Below are 25036 nucleotides of genomic sequence, written 5' to 3'. Positions count from 1 at the left end.
GATGAGCATGTACACCGTCTACGGCGATCAACTGTCCGGCAACTGCTACAAGGTCAAGCTGGCCCTGCACCTGCTCGACCTGCCCTACCAGTGGCGCGACATCGACATTCTCAAGGGCGAGACGCAGACCCCGGAATTCCTGGCCATGAACCCCAATGGCAAGGTGCCGGTGCTGAAGCTGGAGGACGGCACCTGCCTGTGGGAGTCCAACGCCATCCTCAACTTCCTTGCCGATGGCAGCGACCTGCTGCCCAGCGAGCCGCGCCTGCGCACCCAGGTGCTGCAGTGGCAGTTCTTCGAGCAGTACAGCCATGAGCCCTATGTGGCGGTGGCGCGTTTCATCGAGTTCTACCTCGGCCTGCCCGAAGAGCGTCGCGAGGAATACGCCCGTTGCCAGAAGGGCGGCTACAAGGCCTTCCGGGTGATGGAGAAGCAGCTGGAGCAGACGCCCTACCTGGTGGGTGACCGCTACTCCATTGCCGATATCACGCTCTACGCCTACACCCATGTGGCTCACCAGGGTGGCTTCGACCTGTCGACCTTCCCGGCGATCAACGCCTGGCTGGCGAGGGTGGCCGATCATCCGCGGCATGTGGGGATGCAGGACTGATCCTGGCGACCTGCCGCTGAAGACGCCGCTCCCTGGGAGCGGCGTTTTTCGTTGTGGGCGTCAGGGGCGGCCCATGGCTTTCCTCGGGCGTAGGAGCGGACTCTGTCCGCGATGCTTTCCGGCGCGATGCGGACCTATCGCGGACGGAGTCCGCTCCTACGAAACGTCTGGCTCTGTGCTTCGAGAAAAGCTGCAATCCGATATCAGACACTTCCGAAAAGACAGCTCTAAATCGCGGATTCAGACCAGTCCGGCTTGACCGGCATCATGGCGGCGATTTGTCGCCCTCCCTAATCTGGACGCGCTGCCATGCGGGATTTCCCGATGTGTGTACCGATGTGGCCGGGCGCGAGCGGCAGGCAGTGTCGTTGCCCGGCATGGGGAGGGAAAAGATGGCCTATCTGGTCTGGCAGGCAGATCTCGATACCGGGATCGGAGTGATCGACGCACAGCACAAGCGCATCGTCGAAATGATCAACCAGCTGCACGAGGCCCAGTCCCATCATGACCGGGCCCTGCTGGGCAACGTGATCGAGGAACTGGTGGACTACACCATCTCGCACTTCGCCTTCGAGGAAACCCTGCTGGAAGACTCCGGCTACCAGTTCACCCGCGCGCACAAGAAGGTGCACGAGCTGTTCATCAAGCGCGTTTCCGACTACCGCGCGCGCTTCGACGCCGGCGAGGACGTCGCCGAGGAACTCAAGGGCCTGCTCGGCCGCTGGCTGTTCAACCACATCCGCAATGACGACGCCAACTACGTGGACGCGGTGAAGGCCACCATGCACGAGCTGACCCGCGACCAGGGGCACGGCGGCTGGCTGTCGCGCTCGATGAAACGATTCTTCGGCTGAATTGCGCGCCAGATCCCTGGTGAATGCCGACGCGAATCCCTTCTGGCTGGCTATGCTCTGTGCACAACTAAAAGCACCGCCACGGGGGTATTCGCGCATGAAGATGCTGTTGAAGTCATTGCTGCTGCTTTCATTCCTGTCGTCCCTGCCACTGTTCGCCGCCACCGGGCACAGCGAAGACCAGCGCGCCAAGGCACTGCTGACCAAGGCGGTCACGGCCTACCAGCAGGACGGCGACCAGGCCTTCGCCGCGTTCAGCCGCCAGGGCGAGTTCGTCGATGGCGATCTCTACGTCTTCGTGGTCGACAGCAAGGGCACCATGCTCGCCAGCGGCGGGCCGTCGGTGGTACTGATCGGCCGCGATGTGTCCTCCACGCTCGATCCATCGCTGCAGAAGCAGTTTTCCATGGCGCTGAACTCGCCCGAGACCGGCAAGGTGCAGCAGGCCGATTACCGCTGGAAGAACTGGGCGGACGGCAAGGTCGAGCGCAAGCACGTCTACTACCAGCGCGTGGGCGACCGCTTCCTTGCCGTGGGCTACTACATCCCGCGCGCCTCCGCCGAGCAGGCACAAGCCATGCTGGACAAGGCGGTGAAGGCCGTCGAGGCAGAGCCCGAGGGCACCTTCAAACAGATCACGGCGCGTGATCCGGCCTATATCCAGGACGACCTGTATGTCTTCGTGGTGGACCTGGACACGGCGAAGTTCGTCGCCCATGGCTTCAACACGCGGATGGTCGGCACCGACTTCGAATCGCTCAAGGACCCGGGCGGCAACCCCATCGGCCACGCCATGCTGGAGCTGGTCAAATCCAAGGGCGACGCAGAGTTCGAATACCAGTGGCGCAACCCGGTGACCAGCAAGGTGGAGAACAAGCACGCCTTCCTGCGCAAGGCCGGGCACTACCTGGTGGCGGTGGGGTACTACACCCGCTGAGACCTTTTCCGCAGATACAAAAAAACCGGCCCGAGGGCCGGTTTTTTCATGGCGGCGGTTCGCAATCAGCGGATCAGGCTGAGGAACTCGCTGCGGGTGGCGGCGTTCTCGCGGAACTCACCGAGCATCACCGAGGTGACCATGGAGGAATTCTGCTTCTCCACGCCGCGCATCATCATGCACATGTGCTTGGCTTCGATCACCACGGCTACGCCCAGCGCGCCGGTGACCTGCTGCACGGCCTCGGCGATCTGCCGCGACATGTTTTCCTGGATCTGCAGGCGGCGGGCGTACATGTCGACGATGCGCGCGACCTTGGACAGGCCCAGCACTTTGCCGTTGGGAATGTAGGCGACGTGGGCCTTGCCGATGAAGGGCAGCAGGTGGTGCTCGCACAGCGAGTAGAGCTCGATGTCCTTGACCAGCACCATCTCGCTGTTGTCGGAGCTGAACAGGGCGCCGTTGACGATCTCCTCCAGCGTCTGCTGGTAGCCGCGGCAGAGGTACTGCATGGCTTTGGCGGCACGCTTGGGCGTGTCGACCAGGCCTTCGCGGGTGACGTCCTCACCGAGCTGGCTGAGGATCGCGGAGTAGTTTTGTTCCAGGGACATGATCTACCTGTGGCAATGACAAAAATAAAAACCGTGGCGCAGGGTAGGGCGCGCAGCCTTGGCTGGCAAGGCCCGCGCGCCGGTTGGCGCGTTATGGCTGGCAGATTGTCGTGGCGTGGAATCTACTCGTCGCGGCCTTCGAGCATGTTGCGCCGCAGCATCACGTAGATGGCGCCCGTGCCGCCGTGGCGCGGCAGACAGGAGGCGAAGCCGAGCACCTGCGGGTGCTGGCGCAACCAGGTGTTCACGTGGCTTTTCACCATCGGGCTGCGGCCGTCGATGCGCGCGGCCTTGCCGTGGGTGACGCGGATGCAGCGGACCTCGAAACGGGTGGCTTCGGCGATGAAATCCCAGAGGGTTTCGCGGGCGGTTTCGATCTTCATGCCGTGCAGGTCGAGGCTGCCGTCGAAGCCGATCTGCCCGGCCTTGAGCTTGCGCATCTGGCCTTCCTGGACGCCGTCGCGGGCCCAGTAGAGTTCGTCCTCCGGGCCGACGTCGATGACGAACTGGTCGGAGAGTCCGTCCACGCGGATGTTCTCGGTGCGCACGGTCGCGTTCTGCCGCAGCTCCTTGAGCTGTTTGCGGTCGGCCTTGGGCTTGCCGGTATCGGCCTGGTCCACGGTGATGCGCTTGACGCCGCGCATCTCGCGGGCAAATTGGGAAAAGTCGTCGTCTTGCATGCGCACCTCCTCGAAGAGCCGCGCAGTCTAACGGATCGTGCCGGCCCTGCGGAAACTCGCCGAGGAATTCAGCTACGCCGTTTCAGCAGGCGCGGCGACAGGCTCAGGCCATCGCGGCCACGGGCACGGCGGCGGGCGGCGCGCCAGAAGGTGACGCCCAGCCACAGGCAGAGCAGGCCGATCACCAGCAATACGGCGCCGGCGCCCGGTTCGATGTGCAGCACTCCCACCGCCGGTTGGCGGCGCAGCAGGGCGGCCACGCCGGCCATGCTGGAGAGGATGCCGAAGGTGGCGATCACTGCGGCGATCGCGGCGGCGAAGCGCCAGCGCCAACGCCCCGGACGTTTCGGGCGCAGGCTGGGTGGATCGAATTTCTCGGTCATCTTCATCCCGACTTCCTCATCTGTTGAACGAGGCTATGACCGGTGGGGAGGGGTGGGGTTCCCCAGGGTCGGGAAGCGCGGCGAACCCGCTGGGTGAGCGGGTTCGCGGGCTATCGCGCCTAAGCTGAGCCTAACCCCGGGCGCTTGTCGTTGCCGCCCGTCGGGACGAGTGGCTTCAGACCAGCGCCTGGGCCTGGGCCACCACGGCGGCGAAGTTGTCGCCCAGGGCGGCGATTTCCGCGCGATGCAGGTCACGGGCGGCGAGCACGCCACCTTCGGGGGTGGGTATGTCGCGGGTGGCGCAGGCGGCGTCCACCAGGGTGCAGCGGTAGCCGTAGTCCTTGGCGGCGCGGACGGTGGTGCTGATGCTGGAGTGGGTCATGAACCCGCAGACGATCAGGTCCAGGCGGCCGCTGGCCTGCAGGCGGTCATGCAGGTCGGTGCCGGCGAAGGCGTTGGGCAGGCGCTTGTCCACGACTACCTCGCCCGGCAGCGGCGCCAGTTCGGGCAGGAAGCGGCCGCGCGGGCCCTGGGGGTCGAGCAGGCCGCCGACCACGCCCAGGTGGTGCACGTGGACAATCGGGGTGCCCATGTTGCGTGCCGTCTCCAGCAGCAGGCGAATCTGCGCCACCGCGGCGTCCAGGTCGGGCAAGGCCAGCACGCCGCTGCGGTACTCCTCCTGGGCATCGATGATCAACAGAGTGCTCTGGCGCAGGGCGGCCGGCGGATATCCGCGTCCACTGATCTGCAGCATACTGAGCGGCTGGGACATGTCACGACTCCTGTAAATGCATGTTCACTCATTGTGGGCCGTAACGCGTCTGCTGTGAATCTTTGCGAACTCGCGCCAAAGTGGTATTGGCATTCTTCAGCGGAAGTGGCTGACCGGCCCCAAGATCGCCCGGGTTCCGCTAGAATGCGCCCCTTTTTGCGAGCTGCGAGGACTGCTGCCGTGACCCAATCCCGTTTGCTGACCCTGCGTGACCACATCCGCTGGGCCGTCAGCCGCTTCCACGCCGAGGAACTGTTCTTCGGCCACGGCACCGACAACGCCTGGGACGAGGCCCGCCAGCTGGTGCTCGGCGCGCTGCACCTGCCCTGGGAAATGGCTGATGCCTACCTGGATTGCCGCCTCGAAGACGAGGAGCGCGACTACCTGATGCACCTGCTGCGCCGGCGTATCGAGGAGCGCGTGCCGACCGCCTACCTGCTGGGCGAGGCCTGGTTCTGCGGCATGCCCTTCGTGGTCGACGAGCGCGTGCTGGTGCCACGCTCGCCCATCGCCGAGCTGATCGAGCGCCGCTTCGAGCCCTGGCTGGCGGCGGACCCGGCACGCATCCTCGACCTGTGCACCGGCTCGGGCTGCATAGGCATCGCCTGTGCCAGCGCCTTCCCGGAGTCCGAGGTGGTACTGGGTGACCTGTCCTTCGATGCCCTGGAAGTGGCCAATATCAATATCGAGCGCCATGAGCTGGGCGAACGCGTCTACACCGTGCAGGGCGATGGCTTCGAAGGCCTGCCGGGTCAGCGCTTCGACCTGATCGTGTCGAACCCGCCCTATGTCGACGCCGAGGATTTCGCCGACATGCCCGCCGAGTATCACCACGAGTCGGAACTGGGCCTGGCCTGCGGCAACGATGGCCTGGACCTGGTGCGGCGCATGCTGGCCGAGGCCGGGGATCATCTGACCGAGCGCGGCACGTTGGTGGTGGAAGTGGGCAACAGCCAGGTGCACGTGGCGGCGCTCTACCCGGAAGTGGACTTCACCTGGCTCGACTTCGAGTACGGCGGCCACGGTGTGTTCCTGCTCTCGGCGCAGCAGTGCCGCGAGCATCAGGAGCTGTTCCGCTCCCGCGTCAAAGCCTGAGGGTACCTGCAGGAGCGAGCTTGCTCGCGAAGGGGGGCGCTGGCGGATCCACAGCTGGGCGGTTCGTGAGCAAGCTCGCTCCTACATGAAACGTTCTGGCGGGGCTTTAGCGCGTGGCTCAGCCAATCGCGGACGAAGTCCGCTCCTACGCGGCCGGTTGGTTTGGCGTAGGAGCGGACTCTGTCCGCGATCGCTCGACGCCGCTTCCGATGCAGGCAGGGGCGTCATTGCCATCCACACGCCTCAGTGCGTGGCAATCCAGATCAGCAACCCGGCCTGGAACACCGCGAACACCGTCAGGCAGGCGATGGTGAAGCGCAGGCTGGAGTCGTCGCGACGGAAGGTCTCGATGCGCTGCTCCAGGCGGCGGATCTCGTTGGACTGGCTGGCGAGGTTGTGGTCGGCCTGCTCCAGCATGGAACCGGCTTCCAGCAGCGGGACTATCTGCACCTTGTCCTTGTGCCAGTCGTCATACAGCTCGCTGACCCGGCCGACGCGGTAGCGCGCCTTGAGCAGCCGGGTGTCCTCGTAGACCACGTCGAAGCCCTGGGCGCGCAGGAAGTGGTCGCGGCGCTGGCGCGATTCCTCGTTGGGCGTGTCCTTGAACGCCAGCGCGCCGCCTTCGACGCGATAGTGCGAGAACTTCTTCTTTGCCCAGGCCACTCCCTGGGCCAGCAGGAACCGGCCGAGGCCGCGGTTCAGCGGTTCAGTGGCGAAGCCCGAGTCGGCGCCGAAACGTACTTCCTTGCTGCGGTGGTCCGCCCAGACCTCCAGCAGGTTCACTTCCTTGCGCAGCACCTGGCCGGGCACCTGCACGGTCAGGCGCAGCACGCTCTGCTCGGCGTTGTGGCGCTCCACGCGGCCCAGTTGCACGAAGCGCAGCGGCCGTGCGCCCGTGGTGCGGTCGGTGGGCAGTGGCGCCAGGCGCAGCAGGCGATAGTGTTCCGGCGCCAGTTCCGACCAGGGATGCACGCGCGGGGCGGCGTTCTCCTCGGGAGCGGCGGCTGCGGACTGTTCGGCTTCGGTCATGGGGAAATCCACCTCGGGGCCTGGCGGGCGTGGCCAGGGCTCTCCCGTGGTTTATCGACGCACCGGCGGATTTCTTGAGACGTTCGCTCCAGAAGCGCCGTCGGTCCCGGCCAGGGTACTGCCGGGCAGGCTTTGCGCGTGCCGGATGAAAGTCGTGAGGCGCTGCACCAGCTCGCGGGCCAGCGGCAGGTTGGGGTTGTTGTAGGAGGCCAACTGCTGCGGCCCGCTGGTCGGGACGATGCGCAGGATGTGGTTCATCCCGGAAATCACGAACAGCTCGCTGTCGGGCTTGGCGCGCTTGAGCGCCTCGGCGTCCTCGACGCCGACCTGGATGTCATTGCTGCCCTGCAGGATCAGGGTCGGCAGCTTGAGGTCGGCGAAGGCGCGGGCCGGGTCCTGGCGGAACAGCGAGATCAGGTAAGGCTGCACGCTGGGACGGAACAGCACCTTGAGCGGCTCCGGCACGCGGGGTTGCAGTTGCCCGGCCTGCAGACCTTCGATCAGTTGGTCGGCCTGCGCCAGCAGGGGCGGCGGCAGGCGGCCCTGCAGCTGTTCGCGCAGCACCTCGCCGATCGGCCGGGCGCTGCCGGCCAGGGCCACCAGCGCCTCGGCGTGGGTTCGCGGGGCGGCGAGGCTGGCGATCAGCGCGCCTTCGCTGTGGCCGATGAGGATCTGCCGGCCGAAGCGCGGGTCCTGGGCCAGCTTGTCGCTCCAGGCCACCACGTCGTTGACGTAGGCGTCGACGCTGAGCTCTTCCTCGTGCGGCGCCGCCGGCAGGCTGCGGGCCACGCCGCGCTTGTCGTAGCGCACGCTGGCGATGCCGTTTTCCGCCAGGGTCTCGGCCAGCTTGCGCAGGTAGGCGTTCTGCCCGCCCTCGGGGTTGTTGCCGTCGCGGTCGGTGGGGCCGGAACCGGCGATCAGCAGGGCCACCGGCGGTGGGCTCTGCGTCTGCGGCAGCAGCATCGTGCCGCGCAGCACGCCGTGACCGGTGTCCAGATCATAGGGGCGCTGCAGGATGCTGGTGGGGGCGGCCTGGGCGAGAGAGGTGAGGAATACGAGGCAGAGCAGGGCAAGACGGCGCATCGATGACTTCACGATGGGGCTGATGGCGCTTTGATCCTCGCGGGCGGCGAAGGTTCGCAGGGCGGATTGACGCAGGTATACTGCTCGGCCTTTTCGAATCCCAGTCTTTTCGCGGAGCCTCGCATGTCCGGCAACACCTACGGCAAGCTGTTCACCGTCACCACCGCTGGCGAAAGCCACGGCCCGGCGCTGGTCGCCATCGTCGACGGCTGCCCGCCCGGCCTTGCGATTTCCCTGGAAGACCTGCAGCGCGACCTGGACCGCCGCAAGCCCGGCACCAGCCGCCATACCACCCAGCGCCAGGAAGCCGACGAGGTGGAAATCCTCTCCGGCGTGTTCGAGGGCAAGACCACCGGCACCCCGATCGGCCTGCTGATCCGCAACACCGACCAGAAGTCCAAGGACTACTCGGCGATCAAGGACCTGTTCCGCCCGGCCCACGCCGATTACACCTACCACCACAAGTACGGTGTTCGCGACTACCGCGGCGGCGGCCGTTCCTCGGCGCGCGAGACCGCCATGCGCGTGGCCGCCGGCGCCATCGCCAAGAAGGTCCTGGCGGGCATGGGCATCACCGTGCGCGGCTACATGAGCCAGCTCGGCCCGATCGAAATCCCCTTCAAGACCTGGGAGAGCGTCGAAGACAACGCCTTCTTCAGCCCCGACCCGGACAAGGTGCCGGAGCTGGAGGCCTACATGGACCAGCTGCGCCGTGACCAGGACTCGGTCGGCGCGAAGATCACCGTGGTCGCCGAAGGCGTGCCGCCAGGCCTGGGTGAGCCGATCTTCGACCGCCTGGACGCCGAACTGGCCCACGCGCTGATGAGCATCAACGCGGTGAAGGGTGTGGAAATCGGCGCCGGCTTCGCCAGCGTCGCCCAGCACGGCACCGAGCATCGTGACGAGCTGACTCCGGAAGGCTTCCTGTCGAACAACGCTGGCGGCATCCTCGGTGGCATCTCCTCCGGCCAGCCGATCATCGCCCACCTGGCGCTCAAACCGACCTCCAGCATCACCACCCCCGGCCGCTCCATCGACGTCGACGGCAACCCGGTGGACGTGATCACCAAGGGCCGCCACGACCCGTGCGTGGGCATTCGCGCCACGCCCATCGCCGAGGCGATGATGGCCATCGTGCTGCTCGACCACCTGCTGCGTAATCGCGCGCAGAATGCCGATGTGAAAGTCGGCACCCCGGTGCTCGGCCAGCTGTGAATGGCGGCTGCAGGCCACAGGCGGCAAGCTGCAGGTTAAAGCGGCTCTCGCCTGAAGCCTGCCGCCTGTAGCCTGTGGCTGCTGTCCCTTACTGGCGCCTGTCCAGTTTCTACTTCTTCTACTTCTGCCTGCTGGGCGGGACGGCGCCGTTCCTCGCGCTGTATTTCCATCACCTGGGATTCCCGGCGGCGCGCATCGGCGAGCTGGTCGCCATCCCCATGCTGATGCGCTGTGTGGCGCCGAACCTGTGGGGGTGGCTGGGCGACCGCAGCGGCCAGCGCCTGGCCATCGTGCGTTTCGGCGCGGTGTGCACGGCGGTGTGCTTCGCCGGCATCTTCCTCGGCCACAGCTATGCCTGGCTGGCGCTGATCATGGCCGGGCATGCGTTCTTCTGGCATGCCGTGCTGCCGCAGTTCGAGGTGATCACCCTGGCCCACCTGAGCGGGCGTACCGAGAGCTACAGCCGCATCCGGCTGTGGGGCTCCATCGGCTTCATCTGCACCGTGGTCGGCCTGGGCTGGTTGTTCGAGTTTGCCAGCCTGGATGCCTACCCGCTGGCGCTGCTGGCGATCATGCTCGGCATCGTCGGCGCCAGCTGGTGGGTGCCCAACGCCCAGCCGCCGGCGCGGCAGGATGAAGCCGATGCCGGTGGCTTCCTCAAGCAGCTGCGCAGCCCAGGCGTGCTCGCCTTCTATTTGTGCGTGTGCCTGATGCAGCTGTCCCACGGCCCGTACTACACCTTCCTGACCCTGCACCTGGAATCCCTCGGCTACGCCCGTGGGCTGATCGGCCAGCTCTGGGCGCTGGGCGTGGTCGCCGAGGTGCTGCTGTTCCTGATCATGCCGCGCCTGCTCAAGCGCTTCTCCCTGCGCCAGGTACTGGCGGCGAGCTTCCTGCTGGCGGCGTTGCGCTGGCTGCTGCTGGGGACGCTGGCCGGGCACCTGGCGGTGCTACTTTGCGCCCAGCTGTTGCACGCGGCGACCTTCGGCAGCTTCCACGCCGCGGCCATCCATTTCGTCCAGCGCAGCTTCCAGGCGCGCCAGCAGGGGCAGGGCCAGGCGCTCTACGCCGCGCTTGCCGGTACCGGTGGCGCGCTCGGCGCGCTTTACTCCGGCTACAGCTGGGGTAGTCTTGGCCCGGCCTGGACTTTCGCCATCGCCAGCGTGGCCGCGCTGGCGGCCGCCCTGATCATCTGGACCCGTCTGAACGAGGACCCGCATGCACGCCACCCGTGAACACCTGACCCAGCAGATCATCGAGGCCGGGCGCTTCCTCTATGGCCGCGGCTGGTCGCCGGCCACCAGCAGCAACTACTCGGCGCGCCTGGCCGCTGACCGCGCGCTGCTCACCGTGTCCGGCAAGCACAAGGGCCAGTTGGGCGTGGACGACGTGCTGGAAACCGACCTCTCCGGCAACAGCCTGGAGCCGGGCAAGAAGCCCTCGGCAGAAACCCTGCTGCACACCCAGCTCTACGCCTGGCGCCCGGAGATCGGCGCGGTGCTGCACACCCACTCGGTGAACGCCACCGTGCTGTCGCGCCTCACCGCTGGCGACCGCCTGGAGCTGCAGGACTACGAGCTGCAGAAGGCTTTTGCCGGCGTCACCACCCACGAAGGTCACATCACCGTGCCGATCTTCGACAACGACCAGGACATCGCCCGCCTGGCCGCCCAGGTGCAGCCCTGGCTGGAGGCGCACCCGGACTGCCCCGGTTACCTGATCCGCGGCCACGGCCTGTACACTTGGGGCCCACGCATGGCCGATGCCCTGCGCCAGATCGAAGCCTTCGAATTCCTCTTCGAATGTGAACTGAAAGTATTGAGCCTTCGCGGCGGCACACGCTGAGCGAATCCGGCGATAGCTGAAGAAGGATAACGCCCATGAGCAGCCTGACCGTCTACCACGAATCCAATCCCGAGCAGCCGCTGAAGCTGCTGACCCACGCCGAGGACATCGCCGCCACCCTGGCCGAGCTGGGCATCCGCTTCCAGCGCTGGGCGGCCAACGCACCCATCGTCCCCGGCGCCAGCCAGGAAGCGGTGATCGCCGCCTACCAGCACGAGATTCGCCGCCTGCAGGACGAGGAGGGCTACGTCACCGTCGACGTGGTCAGCCTGAGCGCCGACCATCCGCAGAAGGATGAGCTGCGCGCCAAGTTCCTCGACGAGCATCGCCACGGCGAGGACGAGGTGCGCTTCTTCGTTGCCGGCCGCGGTTTGTTCACTCTGCACATCGAGGATCACGTCTACGCCGTGCTGTGCGAGAAGAACGACCTGATCTCGGTGCCCGCCGGGACCCGCCACTGGTTCGACATGGGCGAGCGGCCGCACTTCGTCGCCATTCGCCTGTTCAACAATGCCGAAGGCTGGGTCGCGAAGTTCACCGGCGACGGGATCGCCAAGCGCTTTCCGTTGCTGGAAGACTGACAGCATTGAGCGACCGCGCTCGTGTTCAGCGACGGTCTTTAACCTGAACCACCCTCTCCCTAGCCCTCTCCCTGAAGGGAGAGGGCGGGGGAGAGGGGCTCCTGCACGAGCCGGTCAGTTCTCCTGGAGTTCCCATGCCCATCAAAGCCATCCTCACCGACATCGAAGGCACCACCAGCGCGGTCAGCTTCGTCTTCGACGTGCTCTTTCCCTATGCCGCCGCGCACCTGCCGGACTACGTGCGCGAGCATGCCGCCGAACCGGCGGTGGCCGAACAACTGGCAGCCGTGCGTGCTGAAAGCGGCGAGGCGAGCGCCGATACCGAACGCTGCATCGACATCCTCCTCGGCTGGATTGCCGAAGACCGCAAGGCCACGCCGCTCAAGGCGCTGCAGGGCATGGTCTGGGAGCAGGGCTACCGCGCCGGCCAGCTCAAGGGCCACGTCTACCCGGACGCCGTCGACGCGTTGCGCCACTGGCACGCCGAAGGCTATCGGCTGTACGTCTATTCCTCCGGCTCGATCCAGGCGCAGAAGCTGATCTTCGGCTGCTCCGAGGCAGGCGACCTGTCGCCGCTGTTCTCCGGCTACTTCGACACCACCAGCGGGCCCAAGCGCGAGGCCGAGTCCTACCGTCGCATCGCCGCCGCCATCGGCCTGCCCGGCGAGGACATCCTCTTCCTCTCCGACGTGGTGCAGGAGCTGGACGCCGCGCAGCAGGCCGGGATGCAGACCGTCGGCCTGGCCCGCGAAGGCGGCGCACTGGAAGGCCACGAGACGGTGGCGAGCTTCGCGCTGATCGATCCGGCGCGGGTCTGAGCCGCGTCCATCGCCTTGCCGCGCGGGCGGCTATGCTGAACGGTACAACCGACTCCCATAAGGACCTTCAGCATGGGCTCTACCCTGAGTGGCTTGATCAGCCTGATCATCTTCGCCCTGGATATCTGGGCCATCATCAGCGTATTGAAAAGCGGTGCGGAGATGCCGATCAAGATCATCTGGATCCTGGTGATCGTCATCCTGCCGTTGCTGGGCCTGTTGATCTGGGCGATTGCCGGGCCCAAGGGGAATGTGAAGATCTGAGTGGCGAGCCCGGCTCCGCTCTCCGGTTCCCCGGTGGGAGCGGAGCTTGTCCGCGAATCGCCAATCGGCGATCGTCGACTGCATATGCCTATGGCTACCGCTTCCGCCGCGATGGATTTCGCGGACAAGGTCCGCTCCTACGGGAGTGATTCTGCGGGACTCTCGTAGGGCGAATAACACGCCAGCGTTATCCGCCGTCATGGTATCGGCAGATAACCCGTGCCGGGTTATGCGCCCTACGAAGGGGTACCGGTGTAGGGCTGGGCTGTAGGAGCGAGCTTGCTCGCGAACCGCCCCGCGCCGGGGCTCCCGTCAATCGAACCGATAATGCATCCGCACACAGCCCGGCTCGATGACCCTGGCCGATAGCAACGTCGGCGATGCCCGCAAACCAGTCGCGGGAAACAGCGGAAAGCCGCCGCCGATGATTTCCGGCATCACGTAGATTTCCAGCTCATCCAGCGCCCCGCGCTGCAGGAAGGCCATCTGCAGCTGGCCGCCGCCGAGCATCCAGACATCACCGTCGTCCAGCGCACGCAGCTCCGCGATCAGCGCGTCGATATCGCTGCGGGTCTGCAGCGGGCCCTTCGGGGTGTCGATAGGGCGCGAGGTCACCACCAGCACCCGTTGTTCCGCATAGGGCCACGGGCCGGGATCGGCGGCGAGGAAGTCGTAGGTCGCGCGGCCCATGACCACGGTGCGAATACGCCGGAGAAACAGGTTGTAGTCATGTTCGCCCAGTTGCAGCTGGTCATGCTTGAACAGCCAGTCCAGCCCGTGCTGCGGGGTGGCGATGAAGCCGTCGAGGCTGCTGGCGATGTAGCCGAGAATCCTGGCCATGCGGGGTCTCCTTGGGTAAGCTCTGCACCAATATATAAATGAATGTTCATTTATAAAAGAGGGTGGCATGGCTCGAACCAAATCGGTCAGCGACGAAGCGATACTCGATGCCGCCATGGCGCTGATGGTGCGCCAAGGGCCGGAGGCGGTGACCTTCGCTGCCGTGGGGCGCGAGGTGGGTTTGTCCGCCGCGACGCTGGTGCAGCGGCATGCGACCAAGGCGGAATTCCTCCGCGCCGTGCTGCTGCGCGCCTGGGACCGGCTGGACGAGCAGACCGCGCAGCTCGACGCGAGCGCCGAGCTGAGTCCGGAGGGCGCGGTGCAGATGCTGGTGGCGATGTTCCCGGTGGGCGAGGGCGAGACGGATTACGCCGAGGGCCTGCTGATCCTGCGCGAGGACATGCGCGATGCGCAGCTGCGCGAGCGTGGTGCGCAATGGGGCGCGGCCTTGGCCGGAGCCCTGGGCAGGCGACTGAGCGATGACCCGCAACGGCAACCCATACTCGGTCGGCTGATGGCCAGCCAGTGGCAGGGTGCGCAACTGTGGTGGGCCTTCGAGCGCCAGGGCGATCCGGCCAGTGCCATCGGCGCCGAGTTGCGGCGCTGGTGCGACGTCGTGCTGAAGGCGGAGAGGCTTGCGGGATAAGGCTCAGGCATGGAAACTCTTTCGATGCATTACTGCCTGATCGAAACAGACCTCGGCTGGTTCGGGCTCGCCTGGAGCCCGCAGGGGATCACGCGCGCCTACCTGCCGGGGGATTCGGTGCACAGCGTGCGCGAGCGCTTCGACAAGCTGGGCAGCGAGACCGCCCAGTGGCCGGCCTTCATCGACGAAGCGCGCCAGCTGATCCTGGGCTATGCGCGGGGCGAGGCGGTGTCCTTCGACAACCTGCCGCTGGACCTGTCGGCGGTCAGCGATTTCCACCGACGTGTCTACGACGACATTCTCCAGCTCGGCCGCGGCGAAACCACGACCTACGGCGAGATCGCCCGGCGCCTGGGCGATGTCGGCCTGTCCCGCGCGGTGGGCCAGGCGATGGGCTCCAATCCGGTCCCGCTGATCATTCCCTGCCACCGCGTGCTCGCCAGTGGCGGCAGGACCGGTGGCTTCTCCGCGCCGGGCGGCAGCACTTCGAAGATGCGCATGCTGGCCTTGGAGGGCTATGTGGACCCGCAGGCGGCGCAGGGCGCTTTCGACTTCTAGGCCGGATTTCCCCTAACTCGACTCCAGCGCACCCTCCAGGCGCAAGAGCAGCTCCTTGCGCGGCAGACCGCCGGCGTAGCCGGTGAGGCTGCCGTTGCTGCCGATCACCCGGTGGCACGGCACGATGATGCTGATCGGGTTGGCGCCGTTGGCCGTGCCCACCGCGCGGATCGCCCTGGGCCGGCCGATGCGCCGCGCCAGTTCGGCATAGACGGTGGTGTAGCCGTAGGGAATCTCCAGCAGCGCCTGCCAGACCTGGCGCTGGAACTCGGTGCCGCCGGTATTCAGCTTCACGTCGAAGCGCTGGCGCTTGCCGGCGAAGTACTCGTCCAGCTGCCGCGCCACGTCGTCCAGCAACGGGCTGCCCTGTTGCCAGTCCGGCTCGGGGTAGTGGCGGGTTTCCAGGTCCATGTAGAGCATGCGCAGGCCGGCTTCGTCGCCGGCCAGCAGCAGGCGGCCGGTGGGGCTGTCGTGGTAGCGGTAGTGCATGGTCATCCTCCGGTGCGGCCGGCCTGGGAATAGGCGTGCCACAGGTAGACGGCGGCGTACGCGCGCCAGGGCCGCCAGGCTTCGGCGCGGCGTTGCAGTTCGCGGGCAGTGATGCCTTCGCTGCCCCAGACCGGCGACTTGAGCAGGCCCAGGTCGGCGGCGGGGAAGGCGTCCGGATCGCCGAAGGCGCGCAGGGCGACGTATTCGGCCGTCCACGGGCCGATGCCGGGGAGGGCGCAGAGGCGCTGCACCAGGTCCTCGGCGCCGTCGTCCACGTGTAGCGCCAGTGCGCCGCTGGCGCAGGCGGCGGAGAAGCGCTGCAGCGTCTCCACACGCTTGCCGGGCATGCCGATGCCGGCCAGGTCCGCTTCGGCCAGGGCTTGTGGAGTGGGAAACAGTCGCGTCGGTTGACCTTCAGCCTCATCGGATAAGGAAGGGCCAGGCAAGGCTTCACCCAGGCGCTGCACCAGCCGTCCGACGATGGTCACGGCGGCTTTCACCGTGACCTGCTGGCCGACGATGGCGCGCACCGCCTGCTCGAACGGATCGAACGCGGTGGGCAGGCGCAGGCCGGGGGCTTGCCGCAGCAGCGGGCCGAGCACGGGGTCGTCGCCCAGGTGTGCGGCGATGTGCGCGGGGTTGCTGTCCAGGTCGAACATCTTGCGCACCCGCGCGGTGAGTGTCTCGGTATGGGCGGCGGGGAGGTGCAGCTGCAGTTCCAGTTCGGCGGATTCCTCCAGCGGCGTCACGCTGAACCAGCCGCTGTCCGCGCCCAGCCGCACGCTGCGGGCGTAGCGTCGCGGCGACAGGCATTCGACGCCGGCCAGGCTGCGCAGGGCGAAGTGCTCGTGGAACTGCTGCCAGTTCCAGGGGGCGTGGTAGGGCAGGTGGATGAGTGTGCTGTTCATGGCGGCGACATTACCTGTTGCGCGGCGGGCTGTCGTCCCGTGGCTGACTTTCAAATTGCCCTGCATCGCGCCGCCGACAGCAGGGTTCGACCTGTCATCCCCGGCCACGTAGAATGCGCGCCTCTTTCGGGGCGGCGCGTCCGCTCCCTCCTATTGTCTTGTCCCGACGGGAGCCCACTGCATGCACGATTACCAGGAAACCCTCTACGACGGCTATGGCCAGCGTTTCAGCGTCGACAGGATGCTCCACGAGGTGCGCACCGAGCACCAGCACCTGGTGATCTTCGAGAACGCCCGCATGGGCCGGGTGATGGCGCTGGACGGCGTGATCCAGACCACCGAGGCCGACGAGTTCATCTACCACGAGATGCTCACCCATGTGCCGATCCTCGCCCATGGTGCGGCCAAGCGCGTGCTGATCATCGGCGGCGGCGACGGCGGCATGCTGCGCGAGGTGTCCAAGCACGCCAGCGTTGAGCACATCACCATGGTCGAGATCGATGGCACCGTGGTCGACATGTGCAAGGAATTCCTGCCCAACCACTCCCAGGGCGCCTTCGACGATGCACGGCTGAACCTGGTGATCGACGACGGTATGCGCTTCGTTGCCACCACCACCGAGAAGTTCGACGTGATCATCTCCGACTCCACCGACCCGATCGGTCCGGGCGAGGTGCTGTTCTCGGAGAACTTCTACCAGGCCTGCCACCGCTGCCTGAACGACGGCGGCGTGCTGGTGACGCAGAACGGCACGCCGTTCATGCAGCTGGACACCGTACGCAACACCGCCGGCCGGATGAACGGCCTGTTCGCCGACTGGCACTTCTACCAGGCGGCGGTGCCGACCTACATCGGCGGCTCGATGACCTTCGCCTGGGGCTCGACCAACCCGGCGCTGCGCCAGGTCGACGTGGCCACCCTGGCCCAGCGCTTCGCCGCCAGCGGCATCCAGACCCGCTACTACAACCCGGCCATCCACCAGGGTGCTTTCGCCCTGCCGCAGTACGTGCTGCAGGCCATCGGCAAGCCGGCCAACGACTGATCACCCGGCAAGGCGCTGCAGCCTGCCTGCAGCGCGGCCGAGTCCCTCGCCGCGACATTTTCTTCACAGCCCGTCCGGCAGCCTGTCCGCCTTCTGGCGGCTGCGCTCGGCGACGGTCTTCGTTCGTATCATCGCGAAACGATTCCCCGGCCAGGCTTAAGGTCCGCTTAAGCGGCACACAATAGAATGCGTCGCCGCTGCTTTTGCGGTGTAATGCCGCAGCCTTTCGCGCTCGCGCGGGCACTCCTTGCTGCCCGCCATGGCGATGCGCCCTCGAACCCGAACGTTCACAACGGAACCAAGAAATGGGCCAATCAGAAGTCCTGAACAACCGCCAGACCGGTGCGAGCCTCACGCGGCCCACCGTGTCCAGCCACCTGGCGTTCACCGCGCTCAGCGTCGTCGCGCTGATGGTGATGTATTCCCTGCTGCGCCTGGCGCTGTTCATCTATAACCGCGAGCTGATCGGCACCACGCCGGCCTCCACCTTCGTCGAAGCCTTCCTTACCGGCATGCGCTTCGACATCCGCGCCGTGGTCTACATCGTCGCGCCGCTGGTGTTCGCCATTGCCAGCGTGCGTGCCATGGGCTGGCGCTGGCTGTGGAAGGCCTGGCTGACCCTCGCGGCCAGTCTGACGCTGTTCCTCGGCGTGCTGGAGATGGACTTCTACCGGGAATTCCACCAGCGCCTGAACAGCCTGGTGTTCCAGTACATGTCCGAAGACCCGAAGACGGTCATGAGCATGATCTGGTACGGCTACCCGGTGGTTCGCTACCTGCTGGCGTGGGCATTCGCCACCTGGCTGCTGTACCTGGTGTTCCGCGGCATCGACCGCGCCACCCGCCCGGCCGCCAGCGGCCAGGCGGCGGCCGCCTGGTATGTGCGTGTGGCCGTGCTGCTGGTGATGATCGTGCTGTGCGTCGTCGCTGCCCGCGGCACCCTGCGCCAGGGCCCGCCGCTGCGCTGGGGCGATGCCTTCACCACGGATTCGCAGTTCGCCAACCAGCTGGGTCTGAACGGCACCCTGAGCCTGATCAAGGCCGCCGAGAGCCGCTTCTCCGAAGACCGCGACAATATCTGGAAGTCGACCCTGCCCAAGGACCAGGCCCTGGCCACCGTGCGCAAGATGCTGGTGATGCCCGACGACAAGCTGGTCGACGCCGACGACGCGCCGATCCGCCGCGACTACACGCCGCCGGCCGATGGCACCCTGCCGGTGAAGAACGTCGTGGTGATCCTGATGGAAAGCTTCGCCGGCCACTATGTCGGCGCCCTGGGCGCTCCGGGCAACATCACGCCGAACTTCGACAAACTGTCCAAGGAAGGGCTGCTGTTCACCCAGTACTTCTCCAACGGCACCCACACCCACCAGGGCATGTTCGCCACCATGGCGTGCTTCCCCAACCTGCCGGGCTTCGAATACCTGATGCAGACGCCCGAGGGTGGCCACAAGTTCTCCGGCCTGCCGCAGCTGCTGTCGGCGCGCCAGTTCGAGGACGTCTACGTCTACAACGGCGACTTCGCCTGGGATAACCAGTCCGGCTTCTTCGCCAACCAGAGCATGACCACCTTCATCGGCCGCAACGACTTCGTCAATCCGGTGTTCTCCGACCCGACCTGGGGCGTGTCCGACCAGGACATGTTCGCCCGCGGCAACGAAGAACTGGACAAGCTCGAAGCCACCGGCAAGCCGTTCTATGCCCTGCTGCAGACCCTGTCCAACCACGTGCCCTACGCACTGCCCAAGGATCTGCCGGTCGACAAGGTCACCGGTTACGGCAGCCTGGACGAGCACCTGACCGCGATGCGCTACTCCGACTGGTCGCTGGGGCAGTTCTTCGAGAAGGCCAAGAAATCGCCGTACTACAAGGACACCATCTTCGTGGTCGTCGGCGATCATGGCTTCGGTACCCCCGAGCAGCTGACCGAGATGGACCTGTTCCGCTTCAACGTGCCGCTGCTGGTCATCGCGCCCGGCATCCAGGAGAAGTTCGGTGCAACCCGCGATACCGTCGGCACCCAGATCGACATCGTGCCGACCATCATGGGTCGCCTGGGCGGCGAAGCGCGCCACCAGTGCTGGGGTCGCGACCTGCTGAACCTGCCCGAAGGCGACAAGGGCTTCGGCATGATCAAGCCCTCGGGCAGCGGCCAGGACGTGGCGCTGGTCTACGGCAATCGCATCCTGATCAAGCCCAAGGAAGGCGATATCCGTGTCTACGACTACAAGCTGGGCAAGGACTTCGGCGTGACCCGCATCGACAACACGCCTGAGCAGGCGGAGATGAAGGGCCGTCTGGAATCCTTCATCCAGACCGCAACCCAGGCGCTGCTGGACAACAAGACCGGTGTGGTCGACGGCAAGCCTGATGTGAAGTGATCGCGTGATCAGCGAAAAGGGGCCTTCGGGCCCCTTTTTCGTTATGCCGGAAGGACTTGAGACCTGTACCGACCTGCGCCAAGGGAGGATTCGGATCAATATTCCGCGGGCGGCGAGCTGTAGAATGCAGTTATAAATTAAGACCATATCGGTCTAATGGATTATAAGAAAACTGGTTATCCTCGCCGCCACACCACGAGGTGATCAGTTTCGCCAGTCAGGACGCGTAGATGGATGTTGGCAATATCGGTTTCGTAATCGCGGGTCTTGTCGTTGGCTTTATCGTGGGAATGACCGGTGTCGGCGGCGGTTCGCTGATGACGCCGATCCTGCTCTGGTTCGGCATCAACCCCGCTGCCGCGGTGGGGACCGACCTGCTCTATGCCGCCATCACCAAGTCCGGCGGCGTCCTGGTTCACCGCAAGAACGACAACATCGACTGGCGCATCACCGGCTGGCTGGCCCTGGGCAGTGTCCCGGCCGCAGCGCTGACGCTGCTGTTCCTGCACAGCCTGCACACCGACACCGCGGCCATGAATGCCGTGATCAAGAATGCCCTGGGCGTCGTCCTGCTGCTCACCGCGCTGGCCGTGCTGTTCAAGAAGCAGGTGCTGGCCTTCGCCCAGCGCCATGCCGGCGACAGCTTCCACTTCAGCGGCTCGAAGCTGAACACCCTGACCGTCATCACCGGCGCCATCCTCGGCGGCATGGTCGCGCTGACCTCCATCGGCGCCGGCGCGCTGGGTACCGTGGCGCTGTTCATCCTCTATCCGTTCCTCGCCACCCGCCGTCTGGTGGGCACCGAGATCGCCCACGCCGTGCCCCTGACCCTGGTCGCCGGTCTCGGCCACGCCAGCATGGGTAACATGGACTGGGGCCTGCTGGGCTACCTGCTGATCGGCTCGCTGCCGGGCATCTACGTCGGCAGCCACCTGGCCGGGCGCATCCCGGATGGCATCCTGCGGCCGTGTCTGGCGGTGATGCTGGCGATGATCGGCTACAAGCTGGTGTTCTGAACGCTCACTTCCAGAACGCTCAACCGCGGCGGAAACGCCCCGGCGAGACGCCTTTCCAGCGGCGGAAGGCGTGGATGAAGTTCGACACCTCGCCATAACCGAGCCGCTCGGCAATCTCCTCCAGACGGATCGCCCCGGTGGCCAGCAGTTCCTCGGCCAGCGCCTGGCGTACCTCGTCCAGCAAGGTGCGATAGCTGCTGCCTTCGCTCTCCAGCCGGCGCCGTAGTGTGCGCGAAGTCATGTGCAGTTCGTCCGCCAGTTGCTCCATGTCCGGCAGGCGTCCCGGCGTGCCCAGCAGGCGGTCGCGAATCTGCCCGGACAGCCCGGTGCGCACCTGTCGCCGGGCGAGCAGGGCGCGGCATTGTTCCTCGCAACGCCTCGCCACCTCCGGGTTGGCGCCCGGCAGCGGCAGTTCGAGGATACGGCTGTCGAAAATGATGCGGTTCTCCACCTGGCCGTACAGCGGCTTCACCCCCAGTTCATCGATGTAGGGCTGCAGGTCGGCGGGCGCTTCGCGGCGGAACAGCGCCTGGCGGATCGGCGGTGGCTGGTTGGTGAGATCGCGCTGGATGCGCAGCACGCCGCCACCGTCACGGTCGATGAGCAAGTCACGCAGGTCTTCGGGCACCGCCGAGTCGTCCAGCAGCAGGTGCGCCTCGCCGTCGTGCTCCTCCAGCGTCATGCGGTGGAAGGCGTAGGTCAGGTCCAGATAGCGCAGGCCCAGGTGTGCGGCGCTGAGGAAGGTCGAGCTGCTGAGCAGGGCGAAACCCCAGATGCCATAGGTGTTGAGGTGGTAGCGCAGCCCGGCCTTGAGGCCGATGCCGGGACGCTGGCCGATGTGCCGGTTGATGTTGCGCAGCAGCTCCAGCTCCTGGGCGGCCTCGACCTCCGCGCCAGGGTCGGCGAGTACGCCGATGTCCAGCCCGGTGCCGTCCAGGCACTGCTCCAGGGTCATGCCGTGGTCGAGGGCGAACTGGGTCATGAGCTGCACGCTGATGGCGCTGCGCCGGGATGACCAGGGCGGGGTGGCGGGCATCGGAATCTCGCAAGGCAGGGTGACCGAAAGTCACAATTTTATGTCCGACTATGCCATAACCCGCAGGAGAAAGTCGCACTAGGATGGTGTCATCCGCCGCTGTGCGGACTACGAAACCGGGAGCACAACAATGACAACACCTTCCCGTCGACCGGCCGCCCCGCGCGTGCTGATCATCGGTGCCGGCTTTGCCGGCCTGGGTCTGGCGATCCGCCTGCAGCAGGTCGGCATCCACGATTTCCTGATCCTCGAAAAGGCCGCCGAGGTCGGCGGCTGCTGGCGCGAGAACGTCTATCCGGGCGCCGCCTGCGACGTGCCTTCGCACCTGTATTCCTTCTCCTTCGAACCCAAGGCCGACTGGTCGCGCAAGTTCGCGCCGCAGACGGAAATCCTCGACTACGCCCGCCATTGCGCAGACAAGTACCGCCTGCGCGAACGCATCCGCTTCAACTGCGAAGTGCGTGAGGCGAATTTCGACGAAGCGGTCGGTGAGTGGCGGGTGACCTGCGCCGACGGCGAGGAGCTGCGCGCCCAGTCGCTGGTCTGCGCGCTGGGACAACTCAGCCGCCCGCTGATCCCCAAGCTGCCGGGCATCGAACGCTTCCAGGGCAAGGCCTTCCACTCCGCGCAGTGGGACCACGCCACGCCGCTGGACGGCAAGCGCGTGGCGGTGGTCGGCACGGGCGCCAGCGCCATCCAGTTCGTCCCGCAGATTGCCCCGAAAGTGGCCGAGCTGCTGCTGTTCCAGCGCAGCGCCGCCTACGTGATTCCCAAGCCGGATCGCCCCTACGCCGACTGGGAGCGTCGTATCAAGGCCAGCCTGCCCTGGTTGCAGCGCCTGGACCGTGGGTTGAAGTACATCCAGCACGAGGCCCGCGCACTGGCCTTCACCGTGTTCCCGCCGATGATGAAATTCATGCGGATCAGCTTCCACCTGCACATGCGCAAAAGCATCAGCGACCCGCAGCTGCGTGCTCGCTTGCAGCCGGACTATCCCATGGGCTGCAAGCGCATCCTCATCAGCAACGACTACTACCCGGCGCTGGCGCGCAGCAACGTGAAGCTGGTGGACAGCGGTATAAGCGAGGTGACCGAGGACGCCATCGTCACCCGCGACGGCGTGCGTCATCCGGTAGACGCCATCATCTATGGCACCGGTTTCGCCGCCACCGAATTCCTCGCGCCGATGCGCATCACCGGCCTCGCCGGGCGCGAGCTGAACCAGGCCTGGAGCGACGGCGCCGAGGCCTACAAGGGCATCAGCGTCAGCGGCTTCCCCAACTTCTTCATCCTCTACGGGCCGAACACCAACCTGGGGCACAACTCCATCATCTACATGCTGGAGAGCCAGTTCCCCTACGTGCTCGGCTGCCTGCAGCGGATCCAGCGCGAAGGTCTTAAATACCTGGACCTCAAGCCGCAGGTGCAGCAGGGCTTCAACCGCCAGCTGCAGCACGACTTGCAGCACACTATCTGGGAGCGCGGCTGCAGCAGCTGGTACAAGACCGCCAGTGGCCGCAACACCGTGAACTGGCCGGGCTTCACCTTCCGTTACCGCCAACAGACCCGTCAGCCGGAGTTCGCCGACTATGACTGCATCCGTTGAACCCGTGGTACCGCTGTCGACCCAGCAAAAAGTGCTCACCGCCACCCTGCGCGGCGTGCTCAACCTGCTGTTCCGTGGGCTGATGGGCCCGCAGTTGCCGGTGAAGGCCCAGCGCGCGCTGCTGCGCGGCCTGACCGCCGCCACGCTGACGCCCCGTGGCGTGCACCGCGAGCAGACGACCCTGGGAGGCGTGCCTGCCGAAGTCTGGCGACCGCAAGGCGGGGGCGAGGGCAGGGTGATCCTCTACCTGCACGGCGGCGCCTACCTGATCGGCTCGCCGGCCACGCACCGGGCGATCACCGCCAACCTGGCGCGGCTCTGCCAGGCCGAGGTCTGGGTGATCGACTATCGATTGGCGCCCGAGCATCGCTTTCCAGCCCAGCGTGAGGACGCCGTGGCGGCTTACCGTGCTCTGCTGGACAAGGGCATCCCCGCACACGCCATCGCCGTGGCCGGGGATTCCGCCGGTGGCCACCTGACCCTGCAGCTGGCGCTGGAGGCCAGGGCGCAAGGCCTGCCCGCGCCGGGCGCGCTAGTGACCTTCTCACCGGTGACCGATCTATCCGCTGAGTATCTGCACGCACCGGCAGCCGGCGATCCACTGATCACCCGCGCCTGGATGGACAGCGCCATGCAGATGTTCTGCCCGCCCGACCTGCCGCGTGCGGACGCCCGGCTGTCGCCGCTCTACGCCGATCTGGACGAACTGCCGCCGCTGCTGATCCAGGTCGGCGAAGACGAGGTGCTACGCAACGACAGCCTGCGCTTCGCCGATGCGGCGCGGCGTTCTGGCAACGTCGTCCAGTTGCAGCGTTTCCCGGGTTGCTGGCATGTGTTCCAGGCCCATGCCGGGCTGCTGGACGTGGCCGACCGCGCGCTGCAGGACGTCGCCGATTTCCTCGCCAAGCACCTGCAATCCGCTTCGACGCAAGGAGCGCATCGATGAACACCATCCTGATCAGCGGGGCGGCCTCCGGCATCGGCGCCGCCACCGCGAAACTGTTCCACCGCAACGGCTGGCGCGTCGGTCTGATCGACCTCAATCCCGAGCCGCTGGCGGCGCTCTCCACCGAACTGGATGGCGCCTGGCAGCGCGCGCTGGACGTCACCGACGGCGAGGCGGTGGCCGCGGCGGTGAGCGAGTTCGCCCAGGCCCACGATGGCCACCTGCGCCTGCTGTTCAATTGCGCCGGCATCCTGCGCTTCGGTCACTTCGAGGACATCAGCCTGGCCGAGCACAACCGCATCATCGCCATCAACGTGCAGGGCGTGCTCAATTGCTGCTATGCCGCGTTGCCCTACCTCAAGCGCACGCCCGGCGCGCAGGTGCTGAACATGGGCTCGGCTTCCGGCCTCTATGGCGTGCCGCAGATGGCCAGCTACTCGGCGTCGAAGTTCGCCGTGCGCGGGCTGACCGAGGCGCTGGAACTGGAATGGCGCGCCCACGGCATCCGTGTGGCCGACCTGATGCCGCCCTTCGTGCGCACGCCGATGGTCGCCAGCCAGACCTTCGAGCCGCCGGTGCTGCGCCGCCTGGGCGTCACCCTGGTCGCCGAGGACATCGCCCGCGCGGCCTGGCGCCAGGCCCGCAGCGGCGGTGTGCACCGGCCGATCGGCGCGCTGTTCCGCGCCATGTACTGGTCCGGCCAGCTGTCGCCGCCGGCGATCAACCGCTGGGTGATGGCCTGGCTCAGCCGCGCCTGAGTAGACTGCAGGGGCGGCAGAGGAGGCCGTCCC

At 66.5% G+C, this 25036-nt stretch carries 28 protein-coding genes; 18 read left to right on the top strand and 10 right to left on the bottom strand.

What is annotated here, in order from left to right; all coding sequences use genetic code 11:
- Nucleotides 1-7 precede the first annotated feature (7 nt).
- From HNP46_RS05570 to HNP46_RS05560, 3 genes are all read left to right on the top strand, one after another.
- A complete protein-coding gene (locus tag HNP46_RS05570) occupies nt 8-610 on the top strand; it encodes a glutathione S-transferase family protein (RefSeq protein ID WP_184586618.1) in 603 nt (200 codons plus the stop codon).
- Between the two features lie 392 nt (nt 611-1002).
- Nucleotides 1003-1464: a bacteriohemerythrin gene (locus HNP46_RS05565; protein ID WP_184586616.1), complete on the top strand. Its 462-nt coding sequence runs from the start codon at nt 1003-1005 to the stop codon at nt 1462-1464.
- Nucleotides 1465-1561: 97 nt separating this feature from the next.
- A complete protein-coding gene (locus HNP46_RS05560; protein WP_184586614.1) occupies nt 1562-2401 on the top strand; it encodes a cache domain-containing protein in 840 nt (279 codons plus the stop codon).
- 65 nt (nt 2402-2466) lie between these two features.
- Here the strand turns inward: HNP46_RS05560 and folE are convergent, their stop codons facing one another.
- From folE to HNP46_RS05540, 4 genes are all read right to left on the bottom strand, one after another.
- Nucleotides 2467-3012, bottom strand: coding sequence for a GTP cyclohydrolase I FolE (gene folE, locus HNP46_RS05555; RefSeq protein ID WP_024765420.1), 546 nt, complete (start codon nt 3010-3012; stop codon nt 2467-2469).
- A gap of 122 nt (nt 3013-3134) precedes the next feature.
- A complete protein-coding gene (locus HNP46_RS05550) occupies nt 3135-3692 on the bottom strand; it encodes a Smr/MutS family protein (RefSeq protein WP_184586612.1) in 558 nt (185 codons plus the stop codon).
- 68 nt (nt 3693-3760) lie between these two features.
- A complete protein-coding gene (locus tag HNP46_RS05545; protein WP_184586610.1) occupies nt 3761-4081 on the bottom strand; it encodes a hypothetical protein in 321 nt (106 codons plus the stop codon).
- Nucleotides 4082-4250: 169 nt separating this feature from the next.
- Nucleotides 4251-4847, bottom strand: a complete 597-nt coding sequence (locus tag HNP46_RS05540) for a cysteine hydrolase family protein (RefSeq protein WP_184586609.1) — start codon at nt 4845-4847, stop codon at nt 4251-4253.
- A 180-nt stretch (nt 4848-5027) separates the two neighbouring features.
- Between HNP46_RS05540 and prmB the strand changes: the two genes are divergently transcribed.
- On the top strand, nt 5028-5942 hold the full coding sequence (gene prmB, locus HNP46_RS05535) for a 50S ribosomal protein L3 N(5)-glutamine methyltransferase (RefSeq protein ID WP_184586607.1): 915 nt from the start codon (nt 5028-5030) through the stop codon (nt 5940-5942).
- A 243-nt stretch (nt 5943-6185) separates the two neighbouring features.
- Here prmB and HNP46_RS05530 read toward each other — a convergent pair whose 3' ends face one another.
- Complete coding sequence (locus tag HNP46_RS05530; protein WP_184586605.1) at nt 6186-6971, bottom strand: hypothetical protein; 786 nt, start codon at nt 6969-6971, stop codon at nt 6186-6188.
- Nucleotides 6972-7022: 51 nt separating this feature from the next.
- Nucleotides 7023-8054 carry an alpha/beta hydrolase gene (locus HNP46_RS05525; RefSeq protein WP_184586603.1) on the bottom strand — a complete coding sequence of 344 codons (1032 nt, stop codon included), beginning with the start codon at nt 8052-8054 and terminating at the stop codon, nt 7023-7025.
- A gap of 123 nt (nt 8055-8177) precedes the next feature.
- Between HNP46_RS05525 and aroC the strand changes: the two genes are divergently transcribed.
- The 6 genes from aroC to HNP46_RS05495 all read left to right on the top strand — a co-directional run bounded on the left by aroC (nt 8178) and on the right by HNP46_RS05495 (nt 12777).
- On the top strand, nt 8178-9269 hold the full coding sequence (aroC, locus tag HNP46_RS05520; RefSeq protein WP_184586601.1) for a chorismate synthase: 1092 nt from the start codon (nt 8178-8180) through the stop codon (nt 9267-9269).
- A gap of 74 nt (nt 9270-9343) precedes the next feature.
- Complete coding sequence (locus HNP46_RS05515) at nt 9344-10504, top strand: MFS transporter (protein WP_184586599.1); 1161 nt, start codon at nt 9344-9346, stop codon at nt 10502-10504.
- Nucleotides 10488-11114 carry a methylthioribulose 1-phosphate dehydratase gene (locus tag HNP46_RS05510; RefSeq protein ID WP_184586597.1) on the top strand — a complete coding sequence of 209 codons (627 nt, stop codon included), beginning with the start codon at nt 10488-10490 and terminating at the stop codon, nt 11112-11114. Before HNP46_RS05515 ends, HNP46_RS05510 begins: the two co-directional genes overlap by 17 nt.
- A gap of 35 nt (nt 11115-11149) precedes the next feature.
- The gene (locus HNP46_RS05505; protein WP_184586595.1) at nt 11150-11695 is read left to right on the top strand and encodes a 1,2-dihydroxy-3-keto-5-methylthiopentene dioxygenase; all 546 of its coding nucleotides are present in this window, start codon (nt 11150-11152) and stop codon (nt 11693-11695) included.
- A 134-nt stretch (nt 11696-11829) separates the two neighbouring features.
- Entirely contained in the window at nt 11830-12513 is a 684-nt protein-coding gene (gene mtnC, locus HNP46_RS05500; RefSeq protein WP_184586593.1) for an acireductone synthase, read from the top strand.
- A gap of 72 nt (nt 12514-12585) precedes the next feature.
- Nucleotides 12586-12777, top strand: coding sequence for a PLDc N-terminal domain-containing protein (locus tag HNP46_RS05495; RefSeq protein ID WP_184586591.1), 192 nt, complete (start codon nt 12586-12588; stop codon nt 12775-12777).
- Between the two features lie 312 nt (nt 12778-13089).
- Here HNP46_RS05495 and HNP46_RS05490 read toward each other — a convergent pair whose 3' ends face one another.
- The gene (locus HNP46_RS05490) at nt 13090-13617 is read right to left on the bottom strand and encodes a dihydrofolate reductase family protein (protein ID WP_184586589.1); all 528 of its coding nucleotides are present in this window, start codon (nt 13615-13617) and stop codon (nt 13090-13092) included.
- Nucleotides 13618-13684: 67 nt separating this feature from the next.
- Between HNP46_RS05490 and HNP46_RS05485 the strand changes: the two genes are divergently transcribed.
- On the top strand, nt 13685-14263 hold the full coding sequence (locus HNP46_RS05485; RefSeq protein ID WP_184586587.1) for a helix-turn-helix domain-containing protein: 579 nt from the start codon (nt 13685-13687) through the stop codon (nt 14261-14263).
- 24 nt (nt 14264-14287) lie between these two features.
- Nucleotides 14288-14821 (top strand): methylated-DNA--[protein]-cysteine S-methyltransferase, encoded by a 534-nt coding sequence (locus HNP46_RS05480; protein WP_260403094.1) that lies wholly within the window; start codon nt 14288-14290, stop codon nt 14819-14821.
- Between the two features lie 12 nt (nt 14822-14833).
- Here the strand turns inward: HNP46_RS05480 and HNP46_RS05475 are convergent, their stop codons facing one another.
- Nucleotides 14834-15310 (bottom strand): methylated-DNA--[protein]-cysteine S-methyltransferase, encoded by a 477-nt coding sequence (locus HNP46_RS05475; RefSeq protein WP_184586583.1) that lies wholly within the window; start codon nt 15308-15310, stop codon nt 14834-14836.
- Nucleotides 15311-15312: 2 nt separating this feature from the next.
- A complete protein-coding gene (locus HNP46_RS05470) occupies nt 15313-16218 on the bottom strand; it encodes a DNA-3-methyladenine glycosylase family protein (RefSeq protein WP_184586582.1) in 906 nt (301 codons plus the stop codon).
- A gap of 181 nt (nt 16219-16399) precedes the next feature.
- Between HNP46_RS05470 and speE the strand changes: the two genes are divergently transcribed.
- The 3 genes from speE to HNP46_RS05455 all read left to right on the top strand — a co-directional run bounded on the left by speE (nt 16400) and on the right by HNP46_RS05455 (nt 20657).
- Nucleotides 16400-17260, top strand: a complete 861-nt coding sequence (gene speE / locus HNP46_RS05465) for a polyamine aminopropyltransferase (protein WP_184586580.1) — start codon at nt 16400-16402, stop codon at nt 17258-17260.
- Nucleotides 17261-17565: 305 nt separating this feature from the next.
- Nucleotides 17566-19641: an LTA synthase family protein gene (locus HNP46_RS05460; protein ID WP_184586579.1), complete on the top strand. Its 2076-nt coding sequence runs from the start codon at nt 17566-17568 to the stop codon at nt 19639-19641.
- A 230-nt stretch (nt 19642-19871) separates the two neighbouring features.
- Entirely contained in the window at nt 19872-20657 is a 786-nt protein-coding gene (locus HNP46_RS05455) for a sulfite exporter TauE/SafE family protein (protein WP_184586577.1), read from the top strand.
- A 19-nt stretch (nt 20658-20676) separates the two neighbouring features.
- Here the strand turns inward: HNP46_RS05455 and HNP46_RS05450 are convergent, their stop codons facing one another.
- Nucleotides 20677-21693 carry an AraC family transcriptional regulator gene (locus tag HNP46_RS05450; RefSeq protein WP_184586574.1) on the bottom strand — a complete coding sequence of 339 codons (1017 nt, stop codon included), beginning with the start codon at nt 21691-21693 and terminating at the stop codon, nt 20677-20679.
- Between the two features lie 130 nt (nt 21694-21823).
- Here HNP46_RS05450 and HNP46_RS05445 point away from each other — a divergent pair, with 130 nt between their 5' ends.
- The 3 genes from HNP46_RS05445 to HNP46_RS05435 are packed head-to-tail and all read left to right on the top strand — an operon-like array spanning nt 21824 to nt 25003.
- Nucleotides 21824-23299 (top strand): flavin-containing monooxygenase, encoded by a 1476-nt coding sequence (locus tag HNP46_RS05445; protein ID WP_184586572.1) that lies wholly within the window; start codon nt 21824-21826, stop codon nt 23297-23299.
- Nucleotides 23283-24245: an alpha/beta hydrolase gene (locus HNP46_RS05440; RefSeq protein WP_184586570.1), complete on the top strand. Its 963-nt coding sequence runs from the start codon at nt 23283-23285 to the stop codon at nt 24243-24245. Before HNP46_RS05445 ends, HNP46_RS05440 begins: the two co-directional genes overlap by 17 nt.
- Nucleotides 24242-25003: an SDR family oxidoreductase gene (locus HNP46_RS05435; protein WP_184586568.1), complete on the top strand. Its 762-nt coding sequence runs from the start codon at nt 24242-24244 to the stop codon at nt 25001-25003. The genes HNP46_RS05440 and HNP46_RS05435 overlap by 4 nt, the downstream gene beginning before the upstream one ends.
- Nucleotides 25004-25036: the final 33 nt, after the last annotated feature.

This window comes from Pseudomonas nitroreducens (assembly GCF_014204515.1).
In the GTDB taxonomy this organism is placed as follows: domain Bacteria; phylum Pseudomonadota; class Gammaproteobacteria; order Pseudomonadales; family Pseudomonadaceae; genus Pseudomonas; species Pseudomonas nitritireducens_A.
This window is presented reverse-complemented; position numbering and strand designations above follow the sequence as displayed.

What these genes read in the sequence shown, in the direction of transcription:
- aroC (WP_184586601.1), top strand. Translation starts at nt 8,178, where the DNA reads ATGTCCGGCAACACCTACGGCAAGCTGTTCACCGTCACCACCGCTGGC.
- HNP46_RS05490 (WP_184586589.1), bottom strand. Translation starts at nt 13,617, where the DNA reads ATGGCCAGGATTCTCGGCTACATCGCCAGCAGCCTCGACGGCTTCATC.
- mtnC (WP_184586593.1), top strand. Translation starts at nt 11,830, where the DNA reads ATGCCCATCAAAGCCATCCTCACCGACATCGAAGGCACCACCAGCGCG.
- HNP46_RS05510 (WP_184586597.1), top strand. Translation starts at nt 10,488, where the DNA reads ATGCACGCCACCCGTGAACACCTGACCCAGCAGATCATCGAGGCCGGG.
- HNP46_RS05455 (WP_184586577.1), top strand. Translation starts at nt 19,872, where the DNA reads ATGGATGTTGGCAATATCGGTTTCGTAATCGCGGGTCTTGTCGTTGGC.
- HNP46_RS05485 (WP_184586587.1), top strand. Translation starts at nt 13,685, where the DNA reads ATGGCTCGAACCAAATCGGTCAGCGACGAAGCGATACTCGATGCCGCC.
- HNP46_RS05440 (WP_184586570.1), top strand. Translation starts at nt 23,283, where the DNA reads ATGACTGCATCCGTTGAACCCGTGGTACCGCTGTCGACCCAGCAAAAA.
- HNP46_RS05565 (WP_184586616.1), top strand. Translation starts at nt 1,003, where the DNA reads ATGGCCTATCTGGTCTGGCAGGCAGATCTCGATACCGGGATCGGAGTG.
- HNP46_RS05445 (WP_184586572.1), top strand. Translation starts at nt 21,824, where the DNA reads ATGACAACACCTTCCCGTCGACCGGCCGCCCCGCGCGTGCTGATCATC.
- HNP46_RS05505 (WP_184586595.1), top strand. Translation starts at nt 11,150, where the DNA reads ATGAGCAGCCTGACCGTCTACCACGAATCCAATCCCGAGCAGCCGCTG.
- HNP46_RS05570 (WP_184586618.1), top strand. Translation starts at nt 8, where the DNA reads ATGTACACCGTCTACGGCGATCAACTGTCCGGCAACTGCTACAAGGTC.
- HNP46_RS05475 (WP_184586583.1), bottom strand. Translation starts at nt 15,310, where the DNA reads ATGCACTACCGCTACCACGACAGCCCCACCGGCCGCCTGCTGCTGGCC.
- HNP46_RS05560 (WP_184586614.1), top strand. Translation starts at nt 1,562, where the DNA reads ATGAAGATGCTGTTGAAGTCATTGCTGCTGCTTTCATTCCTGTCGTCC.
- HNP46_RS05545 (WP_184586610.1), bottom strand. Translation starts at nt 4,081, where the DNA reads ATGAAGATGACCGAGAAATTCGATCCACCCAGCCTGCGCCCGAAACGT.
- HNP46_RS05495 (WP_184586591.1), top strand. Translation starts at nt 12,586, where the DNA reads ATGGGCTCTACCCTGAGTGGCTTGATCAGCCTGATCATCTTCGCCCTG.
- speE (WP_184586580.1), top strand. Translation starts at nt 16,400, where the DNA reads ATGCACGATTACCAGGAAACCCTCTACGACGGCTATGGCCAGCGTTTC.
- HNP46_RS05530 (WP_184586605.1), bottom strand. Translation starts at nt 6,971, where the DNA reads ATGACCGAAGCCGAACAGTCCGCAGCCGCCGCTCCCGAGGAGAACGCC.
- HNP46_RS05480 (WP_260403094.1), top strand. Translation starts at nt 14,288, where the DNA reads ATGCATTACTGCCTGATCGAAACAGACCTCGGCTGGTTCGGGCTCGCC.
- HNP46_RS05470 (WP_184586582.1), bottom strand. Translation starts at nt 16,218, where the DNA reads ATGAACAGCACACTCATCCACCTGCCCTACCACGCCCCCTGGAACTGG.
- HNP46_RS05435 (WP_184586568.1), top strand. Translation starts at nt 24,242, where the DNA reads ATGAACACCATCCTGATCAGCGGGGCGGCCTCCGGCATCGGCGCCGCC.
- HNP46_RS05450 (WP_184586574.1), bottom strand. Translation starts at nt 21,693, where the DNA reads ATGCCCGCCACCCCGCCCTGGTCATCCCGGCGCAGCGCCATCAGCGTG.
- HNP46_RS05525 (WP_184586603.1), bottom strand. Translation starts at nt 8,054, where the DNA reads ATGCGCCGTCTTGCCCTGCTCTGCCTCGTATTCCTCACCTCTCTCGCC.
- folE (WP_024765420.1), bottom strand. Translation starts at nt 3,012, where the DNA reads ATGTCCCTGGAACAAAACTACTCCGCGATCCTCAGCCAGCTCGGTGAG.
- HNP46_RS05550 (WP_184586612.1), bottom strand. Translation starts at nt 3,692, where the DNA reads ATGCAAGACGACGACTTTTCCCAATTTGCCCGCGAGATGCGCGGCGTC.
- HNP46_RS05460 (WP_184586579.1), top strand. Translation starts at nt 17,566, where the DNA reads ATGGGCCAATCAGAAGTCCTGAACAACCGCCAGACCGGTGCGAGCCTC.
- HNP46_RS05540 (WP_184586609.1), bottom strand. Translation starts at nt 4,847, where the DNA reads ATGTCCCAGCCGCTCAGTATGCTGCAGATCAGTGGACGCGGATATCCG.